Genomic DNA, 13,940 nt, shown 5'->3' with positions numbered 1-13,940 from the left:
ATAGTGCCTAATTTAAATTAACACGCACACAGTTGTTGGTTTTATACCTCCGGTCCTTAATTGGAAATTACTGTGGTGGCTTAACCGGGAATAAATATGAAAATACCTAACATAACAATACAACAATTATTAGAAGCAGGCGTACATCTTGGTCACAAAACTTTAAGATGGAATCCAAAAATGAAAAAATACATTTTTGGAAAAAGAGACTCAATCCATATAATGGATTTAACCCAAACATTAGAACTAACTAAAGTAGCTTTAGAGAAAATTTATTCAACAATTGCGAATAACGGCAAAATTTTATTTGTTTCAACAAAAAAACAAGCATCAGAAGCTATTGCTGAAGTTGCAAAAGAAACAGATCAGTATTTTGTAAATTATAGATGGCTTGGTGGTATGCTTACTAACTGGGGAACTATATCTGGCTCAATTAAAAAAATGAAAAAATATGAATCTGATCTGGTTGCTGAAAATAGAGGGTTCACAAAAAAAGAGCTTCTTAAAATGAGTGTCAAAAAAGATAAGCTTGAAAGATCATTAGGTGGTATTGCTGAAATGAAAAAAACTCCTGATTTGGTTTTTATAATTGATACAAATTATGAGTCACTAGCGATTGCAGAGTCGGTCAAATTAGGAATACCTATAATTGCTATTCTTGATAGTAATTCTAATCCAGATAATATTGATTTTCCAATACCAGGGAATGATGATGCTCGAAGATCTATAGATCTTTATTGCAATTTAATTAAGGAAACTATTAATAATGCTAAGAGTTCAATTCCAGCTCCTGAACCTAAAAAGGAAACTTCTCAGGAAACTAAAGAAACAACTCAAGGGAAAACAGTTCAAGAAATTGATAGAGAAAAACTAGAACAAAAATTTTCTAAAGATAAAAAGGAGACTTTAAATTAATATGAGTGATATTGAAAATGTTAAGAAATTAAGAGAAGCAACTGGTGCTGGATTTAAAGATTGCAACCTTGCAATAAAAGAATCGGGTGGTGATATTGATAAAGCAATAGAAATTTTACGAGTAAAAGGAATTTCAAAAGCCTCAAAAAAAATGTCTAGAGATGCTAAAGAAGGAGTTGTTGCTGTGAGTGGTAACGATATCAAAACATCAGTTATTGAGGTTAATTGTGAAACAGACTTTGTTGCTAAGAATGAAGATTTTACAAATTTTGTTAAAGAACTTAGTGATTTAAATAACGAAAATAACTCTAATTTAGATGCTCTTAAAGGTTCTAAAATGCAAAATGGTGAAACTGTAGAAAATAATGTGGTATCTTTAATTGCTAAAATTGGTGAAAAAATTACAATTGGCAAGGCAAAAACAATAGAGAACGCTGGCACTGTAAATAATCATTATTTACATACAGTTGTGAAAGATAATATTTCAAAGTTGGCAGTGATTGTTTCATTAGAAACAAATGATAATTCAGATACAATTAAAAATTTTGGTAAACAATTATCAATGCATATTGCTGCTTCTAACCCATTAGCACTCACATCTGACCAAATTGACCAATCAGTTATTGATAAAGAGCAAGAACTTGTAACTGAGGAATTAAAAAATTCTGGAAAACCTGAAGATATTGCAAAAAAAATAAGCTTAGGTAAGATGAACAAGTTTAAAGAGGAAAATTCTCTTCTATCTCAAGCATGGGTTATGGAACCTAAAAAGAAAGTGCAAGATATAGTAAAAGAACTTTCAATTGCTGATTTAAGAATAAAAGAGTTTTATAGAATAAAGATTGGAGAATAAATGTTTGACGAAAAGTCTTACAATATCAAAATGGATAAAGCCATTGAGGTATTCTCAAAAGAACTATCTTCTTTAAGAACAGGCAGGGCAAATGCTGCGATGTTAGATTTAGTTAAAGTTGATGTTTATGGTCAACAAATGCCTATAAATCAAGTTGGAAGCATAACTACACCAGAACCTAGAATGATAAATATTCAAGTTTGGGATGCTAGTAATGTGCCATTAATAGATGCAGCAATCAAAAAGTCTGACTTAGGTCTAAATCCACAAATAGATGGTCAATTAATTAGGCTTCCTGTACCAGAACTTAATGAAGAGCGAAGAACAGAAATTAAAAAATTAATTAAATCAATTGGTGAAAGATGTAAAGTTTCTATTCGAAATATTCGAAGGGAAGCCAATGAGGAATTAAAAAAACTTTTAAAGTCAAAAAAAATTGGTGAAGATGAAGAAAAATCATCTGAAAAAAATGTCCAAACAATTACTGATGATCACATCAAAGTTGTTGACGAAAAGGTTTCTTTAAAAGAAAAAGAAATAATGACTATCTAGAATGAATCCGCTTAATCATGTGGCCATCATAATGGATGGTAATGGGAGGTGGGGTTTAAAACATAGAAATTCTAGAAATGAAGGACACAAAGCTGGTCTGCATACAGTAGAAAAAATCATTAAAGAAACTATCAGACAAAAAATTAAGTACTTAACATTATATGCATTTTCTACAGAAAATTGGAAAAGACCAAAAATTGAAATAAATTATTTATTTAAATTACTAGAAAATTTTCTTTCAAATAAGTTAGAAGATCTTCATAAAAAAAATATCAAACTTAATATAATTGGAGTTAAAAATTTTTCAAAAAAACTAAACAAACTTCTATATTTATCTGAAAAAAAAACCTCTAAAAATGAAATACTTCAAATTAATCTTGCTTTAAATTATGGATCAAAATTTGAAATTGTAAATGCATTAAAAAAAATGAATCAAAATAATGATACAATTAATGAAAAAAATTTTAAAAAATATTTACAAACAAAAGACATTCCTGACCCAGAAATATTAATTAGAACTGGTAATACGAAAAGATTAAGTAATTTTTTGTTATGGCAGTTGGCTTACGCAGAAATTTTCTTCGAAAAAAAATTATGGCCAGATTTTAATGAAAAAGACTATATTAAAATAATTAAAAAATTTAAATCAATAAAAAGAAATTTTGGTAAGATATAATGTCAAAAAATTTATTAAAAAGATTTATAACATCAATTATTTTATTATCTATATTACTAATGGTTACTTTTAGTAATAAATTTATTTTTATTTTCTCAATTTTAATACTCAGCATATTTGTTTGTTATGAGGTGAACAACATATATTCAAGGATTCTTTATCCTCACACGCTAAAAAAAATTGCTATTTTAAAAAAATTTAATTTAAATTTTTTTATTTTAAATTTGATTACTTTTTTTTATGTTTTTTTTATATTCTGTAATTTTTCATACGAAATATATAGACTTAAAAGTCCTCCTTTTTTTTTATATGTCGTTTTTGTATGTTTTTTTACTGATATTGGTGGCTATATGTTTGGTAAGGTTATTGGTGGCAAGAAATTAACAAAAATTAGCCCAAACAAAACTATATCAGGTTCCATAGGTTCATTTATATTTTCCATAATTCCTCTAATTTTATTTTCTAATCTAGGTTATTTGGATTTAGAAATTAATCAAAATAATATTGTGTTCTGTTTATTAATTTCAACCACAAGCCAATTAGGAGACTTGTTTGTATCATATCTCAAAAGAAAAGCTAAAATCAAAGATACGGGCAAAATATTACCGGGTCATGGAGGACTTCTTGATAGGGTTGATGGAATTTTATTTGCTGTTCCATTTTCATATTTTTTACTAAAATTAATTTAAATGAAAAAGAAAATAGTAATACTTGGTTCTACAGGATCAATCGGTAAAACTTTAATTGAAGTAATTAAAAAAGATAAAAAAAATTTTAAGATTGAGCTCTTAACTGCCAATAGAAATTATGAAGAAATTCTTTATCAAGCAAAGGCTCTTAATGTAAGAAATTTAATTATAACTGATCAAAAATCATTTCTAAAATTAAAGAAAAAAAAATTAAAAATATTAGAATTTTTAACACTTTTGATTCCTTAAATATTATTTTAAAAAAAAAAATTGATTATGTTATGTGTGCGATATCTGGATTGGAAGGTTTAAAACCTACAATAAATATTATTAAGTATACACATAAAATAGCTATAGCAAATAAAGAAGCCATAATATGTGGATGGAATTTATTAAAAAATGAATTAAAAAAAAATAATACTCAGTTTATACCCGTTGACTCAGAACATTTTTCTATTAATTACGCTTTAAATAGTTACTCATCGGATAATATTGAAAACATATATTTAACTGCATCTGGAGGTCCTTTAAGGACATTACCATTATCTAAATTCAAAAAAATAAAAATTTCTGATGCATTAAAACATCCTAATTGGTCTATGGGAAAAAAAATTACCATTGACTCTGCTACTATGATGAATAAAGTTTTTGAGATTATTGAAGCTCATAAGATATTTGACATATCATATAAAAAACTTAACATTTTAGTTCATCCAAATTCATATGTTCATGCTATAATAAAATTTAATGATGGAATGATTAAAATTGTTGCTCATGACACAAACATGATAATACCAATACACAATTCTATTTATTCAGAAAAATCTAAATATTTAAAAACAAAAGAAATAAACATAGAAAAATTAAATGATTTAAATTTTAGCCAAATAAATTTGAAAAAATTCCCTCTTGTTAAAATAATTTCAAAACTAACAAACAAAGACACCTTGTTTGAAACTGTAATTGTTGCTGCCAATGATGAATTAGTGAACCTTTTTTTAAATAAAAAAATTAACTTCACTGATATTTCTAAAAAATTAGATAAAATTGTTAATCTAAGAGAATTTGCTAAATATAAAAAAATCAGACCATTGAGTATAGTAAGTATAGAGAATTTAAATAAATATGTTCGTTTTAAAATTAATAAGTTAAGTATATAAATTATCGTGAAATTTTTATTATTTTATTTAAAAGTGTTTTTTTTAATTATTGTTTTTAATACTGATTCATTTTCAGATATTGTAAATAAAATTGAAATAAAAGGTAATCAAAGAATTTCTGCAGAAACTGTTCAGCTATTTTCAAAAGTTGAGATTGGAGAAAATATAAATCAAATTGATATTAATTTAATTTTAAAAGATCTTTATAAGACAAGTTTTTTTGAAGATGTGAAGATTCAATTAAAAAACAATACATTAGTTATTTTTGTTAAAGAATACCCGTTAATACAAACTATTAATTATAATGGCATTAAATCAAGCAAGATATTGGAAAATGTTACCTATAATAAGTTAATTAAAGAAAAATCTTCCTATAATAAGTTTTCTCTAATTACTGAGCAAAATAGAATATTAAATGTAATAAAAGATTTAGGATATTATAATGCCTCTATAGATACTAATTTGATAGAACTTGATGATAATTTAGTTTCAATCAATTTTGATATACAATTAGGAAAAAAAGCTAAGATTAATAAGATTACCTTCGTCGGTAATAAAATTTTTAAAGATAGAAAACTAAGAAGATTGATAGCAAGTTCTGAGTACAAATTTTGGAAATTTTTATCTGGGAGAAAATTTTTAAATGAAAATTTAGTTAATTTAGATAAAAGATTATTAAAAAATTATTATTTAAATAATGGTTATTACGAAGTTGTTATAAATTCTTCATTTGCTAAATTAATTAATAACAATGAATTTGAATTAATATTTAATATAGATGCGAAAAGAAAAATATTTTTTGGTGATATTGAACTAAAAATTCCATCAGATTTTGATATAAATAACTTTAAAAAATTAAATAATCTTTTTGACAAGATAAATGGTCAACCTTATTCAATAAATACTATAGATGATATCTTAAGTGAAATTGATATAATTACTGCTCAAGAACAGTATCAATTTATAAAAGCTACAGTTACTGATGAATTAATTGATAACAAAATAAATTTAATTTTTAAGATAGAAGAGTCTGAAAAATATTACGTCGAAAAAATAAATATTTTTGGTAATACAGTAACTCAAGAAAATGTTATCCGCAATCAGCTTGAGTTAGATGAAGGTGATCCTTTCAATGAAATTTTACTAAATAAATCAATAAATAATATAAAAAGCCTAAATTTTTTTAAAACAGTAAAAAATGAATCACTGTCTGGCACTAAGCCAAATACCAAGATATTGAATATTAGTATAGCAGAGAAGCCTACTGGTGAAATTTCTGCTTCAGCTGGTATAGGTACTGGAGGTGGCTCTATTGGATTTGGTATCAATGAAAATAATTTTATGGGTAAGGGAGTATCTTTAGATAGCAACATTCAAGTTTCCTCAGAAACTATAAAAGGTAAATTTGGTTTAACAAACCCAAATTTTAACAATACCGACAAATCTATTTATATAAATGCTGAAGCTATTGAAAATGACAACTTTAAAACATTTGGTTATAAGTCAACTAAAACTGGAATAAATTTTGGAACCAATTTTGAGTATTTGGATGATCTAAGATTGGGTGTAGGTACATCAAATTTTTATGAAGTGATAAAAACTAATAGCACTGCCTCAAAATCACAACAAGATCAAGAAGGTAATTACTGGGATACATTTTTAAATTTAGATTTTAATTATGATAAAAGAAATCAAAAATTTCAAACATCATCTGGCTATAATTCATTTTATTCTTTAGACTTGCCAGTAATAAGTGAAAGAAAAACAATAGTAAACTATTATAATTATTCTCATTATTTTGATTTATATGATGAAAATATTTCTTCATTATCATTAATGCTTAAATCAGCAACTTCTTTAGCTAACAAAGATATTAAATTGTCAGAAAGGTTAAATATTCCAAGCAATAAGTTAAGAGGTTTTGAGAGCGGCAAAATTGGACCTAAAGATGGAGATGATTATATTGGTGGTAATTATGCATATGCAATAAATTTTTCATCCACAATACCAAAGATATTAGAAGAGTCACAAAATGTTGATTTTTTATTTTTTATAGATGCAGCAAATCTTTGGGGTATTGATTATGATAAATCTTTAAAAGAAAATGGTAAAATTAGAAGTTCAACTGGAATAGCACTAGATTGGTATAGTCCAATAGGTCCTTTAAATTTTTCTTTAGCTTACCCAATAACAAAAGAAAGTTCTGATAAGGAAGAAACTTTTAGGTTTAATTTAGGAACAACTTTTTAATGAATATGTTTAAAAAAATTTTTATTCTATTAATTATTTTATTTTTATCAGCTAATGTGTTGAAAGCTGATGAAAAAGTTTCTTATTTGGATATTGATTATATTCTGAATAATACTCTTGCAGGAAATTCACTTTTAAATACTCTTAAAAAAGAGGAAAATTCAATAATTAATAAATTTAAATTAAGTGATGAAAATTTTAAAAATGAAGAAAAAAAAATTTTATCAAAAAAAAATTTGATTTCTAAAGAAGAGATAACCAATGATTTAAAATCACTACAAGTAAAATTTCAAACTTATAGAGCAAATAAAGTTGTAGAAGTTGATAAATTTAAGATTAAAAGAAAAAGAAATATTGTAAATTTTTTTAACTTGATAAATCCAATTATTGAAAAATACATGGCCGAAAATTCTATTTACATGTTAATAGATAAAAAAAATGTTTTTATTGCAAGTAAAAATTACGACATAACTAAAAAATTAATTGAACTTATTGATAATCAAATTAAAACAGTTGATATAAAATAAATGATTAGCCTAAATAAAAAAGATATTGAAAGTTTGCTACCACATAGACATCCTATGTTATTAATCGATGAACTTTATGATATTAAAAAATTAACATCAGCAACTGGAGTAGTTAACGTAAAAAAAGATAGTTTTTTTGTTCAGGGTCATTTTCCTGGACAACCAGTTATGCCAGGTGTGCTCATCGTTGAAGCTTTCGGTCAAACAGCTGCTGCTCTTACAGCTAATGGAATAGATAAAGCCACGTATGAAAATAAACTTGTTTTTTTAATGGGTGTTGAAAAAGCACGATTTCGAAATCCTGTTGTACCAGATTGTAAACTTTTACTTAAAATTGAGGCCATAAGATCTCATGGTAGAGTTTGGAAATACAAAGGTGAAGCTTTTGTTGATGATAAGAAAATGGCAGATGCCATTTGGTCTGCTACAATTGTAGACAAGAAATAAACAGCAATAAATATTGATAACTTATTTCATTTTGCTTTGTTAAAAGCAATCATGGTTAATCCATTTTTTAAAAATCATGGCCCTTTCAAATTTAGTGAAATACTAATTAAATTAAATCTTAAAACCAAAGAGAGTAATAACAATTTAAAAGTTATTGATATTAAAGATTTGCATAATTCAAAAGCAAATGAAATTACTTTTTTTCATTCAAAAAAATACAAATTAGCTGCTAATAATACAAAAGCTTCTTTTTGCATAACAAATGAGAATTTACAAAATGAATTACCTAAAAGTTGTATACCAATAATTGTTGATAATGTTTTGGTTTCTACTTCCATTATTACTGCTAAATTTTATCCAGATTCTATAAATGATGATTTTGATACTACAGTTGAGGAAATTACAAACACTAAATTAAATGCTAAAGTTAAATATGGTAGAAATGTATTAATTGGTCAAAACGTATCAATAGGTTCTAATTGTTTAATTGGTCATAACACCATCATTGAAAAAAATGTTTCTATTGGAGATAATTGTACAATTGGTTCAAACACTATAGTTAGAAATAGTTTAATTAAAAACAATGTTAAAATTTTAGATAACTGCATTATAGGCAAACATGGATTTGGTTTTTTTCCAACTCATAATAAAAATTTAAGATATCCCCACATGGGAATTGTTATAATTGAAGATAATTGTGAAATTGGTTGTAGTTCAACTATAGATAGAGGGTCAATGTCAAATACGACTATAGGAAAAAATACATATTTAGATAATCAAATTCATATTGCTCACAATGTCAGAATTGGAGAAAATGCAATCATTGCTGGTCAAGTAGGAATTGCTGGCAGCTCAATAATTGGCAATAATGTTAAAATTGGTGGTCAAGCAGGCATTTCAGGACATTTAAAAATTGGCAATAATGTTGAAATAGCCGGTGGATCAGGGGTTATAAAAGATATTCCTGATAATACAAAGGTGATGGGTTATCCCGCAAAAAATATCAAAGATTTTTTGAGAGAAAATAGATGATACATAAAACTGCAATTATAGATCCTAAAGCAAAAATTTCATCTAATGTAAAAATAGGAGCTTTTTCAATAGTTGGTCCTAATGTTGAAATTGATGAAAATTCAGAAATACAATCTCATGTAAGTATTATTGGTAATACTAGAATTGGTAAAAATAATAAAATATATCCCTTTTCATCTATTGGAAACGATCCACAAGATTTAAAATTTGCTGGCGAAGAAACAAGGCTTGAAATTGGAGACAATAATAAGATTAGAGAGTATGTTACCATTAATCCTGGCACAAAAGGAGGTGGCGAACTAACAAAGATTGGTAATAACTGTTTATTTATGGTCTCTTCTCACATTGCTCATGATTGTATAGTTGGCAATAATGTTATTTTAGCAAATAATGTTCCATTGGGTGGACATGCTGAAATTGAAGATAACGTAATTATTGGTGGCAATTCTGCAGTGCAACAATTTACTAGAGTGGGTAGATTTGCAATGATTGGTGGTATGTGCGGTGTTGTGAGAGACATAATCCCATATGGAATTGCACATGGTAATAGAAGTGTATTACAAGGTCTAAATCTAATTGGCCTTAGAAGAAAAAATATTCCAAATAAAGAAATATTGACTTTAAATGATGCTTATAAAGAAATATTTAAAAATGAAAACTTAACTCAAAATTTATCTAATTTAAGTGAAGATTATAAGAAAAATGAACTTGTATTAGAAGTAGTTAACTTTTTAGAGAAAGATAAAAAAAGACCTATTTGTACCCCATTTTCAAAATAAGATGATTGGATTGTTTTTAGGAGATACTGATTTTTCAGAAATCGTTTTAAAGAAAATAAAAAAATTAAATATAAAGTACTTTATTATTGATTTTTCAAAAAATAATAAATTTAATAAAGATAAAAATTCTCACCGAATAAGTATTGGAAGATTTGGAGAAATAATAAATTTAATTAAAGAAAAAAAATCAAAAAAAGTTTTGTTTGCAGGAAAGATTGCTAAACCAAAATTTGCTTCATTAAAATTGGACTTAAAAGGTTTTTATTATATGCCAAGTGTTATTAAGGCTGCAAAATTAGGTGACGCTGCAATTATAAAAGCTATAATAAAAATTTTAGACAATGAGAATATAAAAGTTATCAGTTCCATTTTTTTTAACCCTGAACTAGCTGTAAAAACTGGAAATTACACCAAATTAAAACCAAATTTAGATGATATAAGCTCAATTCAAAAGGGGATTGTATATTTTAATAAATTAAATAGTTTAGATCATGTTCAAGCTGTTATTGTTAAAGAAAATACTATTTTAGCTTCAGAAGATCGACATGGAACAAAGAAAATGTTGTCAAAATTGAAAAAAAAATCTAGAGGAATTTTGATTAAATTACCTAAGAAAAAACAAGATTTAAGAATGGATTTACCAACTATTGGTCTTAATACTTTAAGAGATTGTAAAAAATACGGTCTAAAAGGAATAGTTTTAAAATCTAAAAAGAATATATTTTTAGATAAGTCTAAATGTATAACTTTTGCTAATAAAAATAAGATATTCATTAATGTCATATGAAAAAAATTTTTATTTTAACAGGTGAACCTTCTGGTGATAAATTAGCATCAAAAGTTATTTCAAAACTCAAAACGCATAATCCTAATATTGAATATTTGTCAGTTGGAGGAACACATATTAAAAAATTGGGAATACAATCTATCTTTGATCTTAAAGACATTACTTATCTTGGGTTCACAAGTGTATTGCTTAATATTTTTAAAATAAGAAGAAAGATTAATACAACTGTAGATGAAATCATAAAATTTAACCCTGACATTTTATTCAGTGTTGATAGTCCTGATTTTACATTAAGAGTTGCTGAAAAAGTTAAAAGGATTAATAGTAACATAAAGACAATCCATTATGTAGCTCCTCAAGTTTGGGTTTGGAGAAAAAGTAGAGTTAAAAAGATTAAAAATTTTATAGACCACATGCTTTTACTTTTTAACTTTGAAAAAAAATACTTTGATGAAGAGAATATTAAAAATACATTTGTAGGTCATCCATTAATCGAAAAAGATGAAAGTGTTAAAACAACTTTAAATGAACTAATATCTAAAGATAAGAAAATCATATCAATTTTTCCAGGCAGTCGAAAATCAGAAACCAATGTGCTAATACCAATTTTACTCGATTTTATTAATTTGATGAATAAAAAAGATAATACTTATTCTTATGTTTTTCATGCTACAAATGAAAATAAAGAATTTATCAAAAATCATATTAAAAAAACTGATTTGTCTAATATTGATGTTATCTCTGATGAAAATATTAAATTACAAATTTTATCTAATTCAATATTTGCTGTTTCTAAATCAGGCACTGTTTCACTTCAAATTTCAAACTCTAATATACCATCAATAATTATCTACAAACTTAGTTTTATTAATTTTATGATTTTTAAAATGCTGGTTAATGTTAAATTTGCAAATATTATTAATATCATTAATGATAAAGAAATAATTCCTGAATTATTACAAAAAGATTGTAATGCTGAAGAAATATATAAAACGGTTATTTATTTTTTAAAAAATCCTGAATTAATTAGAAAACAATTGGATGTTTGTAGTAAAACTTTAGAAGGAATTAAATCCAAAACATCTTCTTCGAATGAGGCAGCAAAAATTTTAAACAATTATCTTATTACTTAATCTTTTTTCAATCTCATCTTTTCCCAAAGAAATTATTATATCGTATAAACCTGGCCCAAATTTTGATCCCGTTAAAGCAATTCTAATCGGTTGACCAACTCCTTTGAAATTTGTTTCATATTTCTTAATTAACTCATTAATTATAGGTTCAAGAATTTCCTTATTTAAATTATTTATCGGTGTAATTTTGCTTTTAAATTCTGCTATTATTTTTTTGGCTTTTTCATCTATTAGCTTTAAATCTTCATCTCCAAATTTTACTTCATCAAATATTATATATTTTGCGTTATTATAAATATCTTCCAGCGTTTTGGCTTTATTTTTAAGAAATGATAACGATGATTTAATTTTTATTTCTTTTTCAGCGTTTATTTTCTCTTTATAAATTCCACAATACTCTACTAGATGTTTGTAGAGTTCATTTACGTCTATGTTTTTTATATAATGTTCATTCATTGATAAAATTCTGCTCATATCTAGTTTTGATGGAGATTTACCTATACCCTCCAAATTAAAATGTTTAATACTCTCATCTAGGGTGAATATTTCCTTGTCTTCAAAAGACCAACCCAATCTAAGTAAGTAATTCCTTAATGCATTGGGCATTATGCCTATTTTTGAATAGTCATCTAATGTTGAAGCATTATCTCTTTTTGATAATTTTTTACCGTCTATTGTGTGAATAAGAGGTATGTGTGCAAACTGAGGTAACTTCCATTTCATAGCTAAATAAATTTGCATTTGTTTGAATGTATTTATCTTATGATCATCTCCTCTAATAATATGAGTCATGTTCATTTGATGATCATCTACAGTTGCAGACAAATTGTATGTTGGTGTTCCATCATTTCTTAAAATTATAAAATCTTCAATTGTGTTATTATCGATTTCAACATCGCCTTGTACTAAATCTTTTAGTACAGTTGATCCTTCAATTTTACTTTTAAATCTTATTACAGGCTTTATATCTTTTGGAGCTTCTTCTTCTGAAATATCTCTCCATTTTCTATTATAGATATAAGGAAGTTTTTTTTGTCTAGCTCTCTTTTTTTGATCTTCAATTTCTTCATTAGAACAATAGCACTTATAGGCATTACCATTTTTTAGTAATTCGTTAGCAATATCTATATGATCTTTAATTTTAGTTGATTGTATATATTCTTCACCATCATGTTCTATACCAATCCACTTTAAAGACTTAATGATTTGAACTTTATGTTCATCTTTAGATCTTTCTTTATCTGTATCCTCAATTCTAAGATGAAATGTTCCTTTTTGATTTTTTGAATAAAGCCAATTAAACAGAGCAGTTCTTACTCCACCAATATGAAGCGCTCCAGTAGGTGAGGGTGCAAAACGTGTTGCAACTTTAGACATTCGTGTTATTTAGACTATTTTTTTAGAAGTTTCTATATAAAGATACCAGTACACCTTGGACTTTTACTCTGTCTGGACCAAAAATCTTAGTTTCGTAGTTTCTATTAGCACTTTCAAGAGCAACAACCTTGCCTTTTTTTCGAATTCTTTTTAGCATAGCCTCATGTTCATCTATCAAAGCTACAACTATTTTACCATTATCTGCACTATCTGTTCTTCTAATGATCACTGTATCACCTTCGTTGATGCCAGCTTCAATCATTGAGTCTCCCTGAACTTTTAATCCAAAATAGTCACCATTCTTTTCTAAGTTACTAGGTAAAGGAATTCTTGATACTTCATTTTGAATTGCTTCAACAGGGGTACCCGCAGCTATTTTTCCAAGTACTGGAACTTCCATTTCGTCAGAATTAATGTTTACCTCGTCCAAACCACCTTTAATTACGCTTGGTGAAAAGCTATTGTAAATATCATTTGCAGAGGCTGTTTCTGGTAATTTTATTACTTCTAATGCTCTCGCTTTATGTGCCAATCTCTTAATAAACCCTCTTTCCTCTAAAGCACTAATTAATCTATGAATTCCAGATTTAGATTTTAAATTTAGAGATTGCTTCATTTCCTCATAAGATGGAGATACACCGGAACTTCTCAACTTCTTGTTGATAAATAAAAGTAAGTTTTTTTGTTTTTTTGTAAGCATAAGAACAAATATCGTACAAATAATGTTCTATAAAAGTTCTTCTAATTTAACAATAGTAAAAAA

The 13,940-nt window shown here is 26.2% G+C and carries 15 protein-coding genes and 1 pseudogene; 14 read left to right on the top strand and 2 right to left on the bottom strand.

Features of this window, described 5'->3' with window-relative positions:
• The first annotated feature begins 96 nt into the window (after window positions 1-96).
• From rpsB to lpxB, 14 genes and pseudogenes are all read left to right on the top strand, one after another.
• Entirely contained in the window at window positions 97-915 is an 819-nt protein-coding gene (rpsB, locus tag ACIJYG_RS03745) for a 30S ribosomal protein S2 (protein ID WP_435095267.1), read from the top strand.
• A gap of 1 nt (window position 916) precedes the next feature.
• On the top strand, window positions 917-1,768 hold the full coding sequence (tsf, locus tag ACIJYG_RS03740) for a translation elongation factor Ts (protein ID WP_435095264.1): 852 nt from the start codon (window positions 917-919) through the stop codon (window positions 1,766-1,768).
• Window positions 1,769-2,320 (top strand): ribosome recycling factor, encoded by a 552-nt coding sequence (gene frr / locus ACIJYG_RS03735; RefSeq protein ID WP_435095261.1) that lies wholly within the window; start codon window positions 1,769-1,771, stop codon window positions 2,318-2,320.
• 1 nt (window position 2,321) lies between these two features.
• On the top strand, window positions 2,322-2,996 hold the full coding sequence (uppS, locus tag ACIJYG_RS03730; protein ID WP_435095258.1) for a polyprenyl diphosphate synthase: 675 nt from the start codon (window positions 2,322-2,324) through the stop codon (window positions 2,994-2,996).
• The gene (locus tag ACIJYG_RS03725; RefSeq protein WP_435095255.1) at window positions 2,996-3,685 is read left to right on the top strand and encodes a phosphatidate cytidylyltransferase; all 690 of its coding nucleotides are present in this window, start codon (window positions 2,996-2,998) and stop codon (window positions 3,683-3,685) included. The genes uppS and ACIJYG_RS03725 overlap by 1 nt, the downstream gene beginning before the upstream one ends.
• Window positions 3,686-4,302: pseudogene (locus ACIJYG_RS03720) on the top strand (1-deoxy-D-xylulose-5-phosphate reductoisomerase); the annotation flags it as partial.
• Window positions 4,285-4,845, top strand: a complete 561-nt coding sequence (locus ACIJYG_RS03715; protein ID WP_435098853.1) for a hypothetical protein — start codon at window positions 4,285-4,287, stop codon at window positions 4,843-4,845. The pseudogene ACIJYG_RS03720 and the gene ACIJYG_RS03715, both read left to right, overlap by 18 nt.
• 33 nt (window positions 4,846-4,878) lie before the next feature.
• On the top strand, window positions 4,879-7,095 hold the full coding sequence (gene bamA, locus ACIJYG_RS03710; protein ID WP_435098798.1) for an outer membrane protein assembly factor BamA: 2,217 nt from the start codon (window positions 4,879-4,881) through the stop codon (window positions 7,093-7,095).
• Window positions 7,096-7,100: 5 nt separating this feature from the next.
• Window positions 7,101-7,622, top strand: a complete 522-nt coding sequence (locus ACIJYG_RS03705; protein WP_435098795.1) for an OmpH family outer membrane protein — start codon at window positions 7,101-7,103, stop codon at window positions 7,620-7,622.
• A complete protein-coding gene (fabZ, locus tag ACIJYG_RS03700; RefSeq protein ID WP_435098792.1) occupies window positions 7,623-8,069 on the top strand; it encodes a 3-hydroxyacyl-ACP dehydratase FabZ in 447 nt (148 codons plus the stop codon).
• A gap of 51 nt (window positions 8,070-8,120) precedes the next feature.
• Complete coding sequence (gene lpxD, locus ACIJYG_RS03695; protein WP_435098789.1) at window positions 8,121-9,101, top strand: UDP-3-O-(3-hydroxymyristoyl)glucosamine N-acyltransferase; 981 nt, start codon at window positions 8,121-8,123, stop codon at window positions 9,099-9,101.
• Window positions 9,098-9,880: an acyl-ACP--UDP-N-acetylglucosamine O-acyltransferase gene (gene lpxA / locus ACIJYG_RS03690; protein ID WP_435087290.1), complete on the top strand. Its 783-nt coding sequence runs from the start codon at window positions 9,098-9,100 to the stop codon at window positions 9,878-9,880. Before lpxD ends, lpxA begins: the two co-directional genes overlap by 4 nt.
• A 1-nt stretch (window position 9,881) precedes the next feature.
• Window positions 9,882-10,667 (top strand): UDP-2,3-diacylglucosamine diphosphatase LpxI domain-containing protein, encoded by a 786-nt coding sequence (gene lpxI, locus ACIJYG_RS03685; protein ID WP_435098786.1) that lies wholly within the window; start codon window positions 9,882-9,884, stop codon window positions 10,665-10,667.
• Window positions 10,664-11,800 (top strand): lipid-A-disaccharide synthase, encoded by a 1,137-nt coding sequence (gene lpxB, locus ACIJYG_RS03680; protein ID WP_435098783.1) that lies wholly within the window; start codon window positions 10,664-10,666, stop codon window positions 11,798-11,800. Before lpxI ends, lpxB begins: the two co-directional genes overlap by 4 nt.
• Here the strand turns inward: lpxB and gltX are convergent.
• Both gltX and lexA read right to left on the bottom strand, forming a co-directional pair.
• Window positions 11,777-13,177, bottom strand: a complete 1,401-nt coding sequence (gltX, locus tag ACIJYG_RS03675; RefSeq protein ID WP_435098780.1) for a glutamate--tRNA ligase — start codon at window positions 13,175-13,177, stop codon at window positions 11,777-11,779. The two genes, lpxB and gltX, sit on opposite strands and share 24 nt — an antisense overlap.
• Before the next feature lie 22 nt (window positions 13,178-13,199).
• Complete coding sequence (gene lexA / locus ACIJYG_RS03670; RefSeq protein ID WP_435089383.1) at window positions 13,200-13,877, bottom strand: transcriptional repressor LexA; 678 nt, start codon at window positions 13,875-13,877, stop codon at window positions 13,200-13,202.
• Between the last annotated feature and the right edge of the window lie 63 nt (window positions 13,878-13,940).

It is taken from the genome of Candidatus Pelagibacter bacterium nBUS_27 (assembly GCF_051200985.1).
Classification (GTDB): domain Bacteria; phylum Pseudomonadota; class Alphaproteobacteria; order Pelagibacterales; family Pelagibacteraceae; genus Pelagibacter.
Note: the sequence above shows the minus strand (reverse complement) of the source record. Positions and strands in the feature narration are given on the sequence as shown.

Bases quoted from the DNA above. Each gene is read 5' to 3' on its own strand.
- rpsB (WP_435095267.1), top strand. From the start codon at position 97: ATGAAAATACCTAACATAACAATACAACAATTATTAGAAGCAGGCGTA.
- tsf (WP_435095264.1), top strand. From the start codon at position 917: ATGAGTGATATTGAAAATGTTAAGAAATTAAGAGAAGCAACTGGTGCT.
- frr (WP_435095261.1), top strand. From the start codon at position 1,769: ATGTTTGACGAAAAGTCTTACAATATCAAAATGGATAAAGCCATTGAG.
- uppS (WP_435095258.1), top strand. From the start codon at position 2,322: ATGAATCCGCTTAATCATGTGGCCATCATAATGGATGGTAATGGGAGG.
- ACIJYG_RS03725 (WP_435095255.1), top strand. From the start codon at position 2,996: ATGTCAAAAAATTTATTAAAAAGATTTATAACATCAATTATTTTATTA.
- ACIJYG_RS03715 (WP_435098853.1), top strand. From the start codon at position 4,285: ATGGGAAAAAAAATTACCATTGACTCTGCTACTATGATGAATAAAGTT.
- ACIJYG_RS03705 (WP_435098795.1), top strand. From the start codon at position 7,101: ATGTTTAAAAAAATTTTTATTCTATTAATTATTTTATTTTTATCAGCT.
- fabZ (WP_435098792.1), top strand. From the start codon at position 7,623: ATGATTAGCCTAAATAAAAAAGATATTGAAAGTTTGCTACCACATAGA.
- lpxD (WP_435098789.1), top strand. From the start codon at position 8,121: ATGGTTAATCCATTTTTTAAAAATCATGGCCCTTTCAAATTTAGTGAA.
- lpxA (WP_435087290.1), top strand. From the start codon at position 9,098: ATGATACATAAAACTGCAATTATAGATCCTAAAGCAAAAATTTCATCT.
- lpxI (WP_435098786.1), top strand. From the start codon at position 9,882: ATGATTGGATTGTTTTTAGGAGATACTGATTTTTCAGAAATCGTTTTA.
- lpxB (WP_435098783.1), top strand. From the start codon at position 10,664: ATGAAAAAAATTTTTATTTTAACAGGTGAACCTTCTGGTGATAAATTA.
- gltX (WP_435098780.1), bottom strand. From the start codon at position 13,177: ATGTCTAAAGTTGCAACACGTTTTGCACCCTCACCTACTGGAGCGCTT.
- lexA (WP_435089383.1), bottom strand. From the start codon at position 13,877: ATGCTTACAAAAAAACAAAAAAACTTACTTTTATTTATCAACAAGAAG.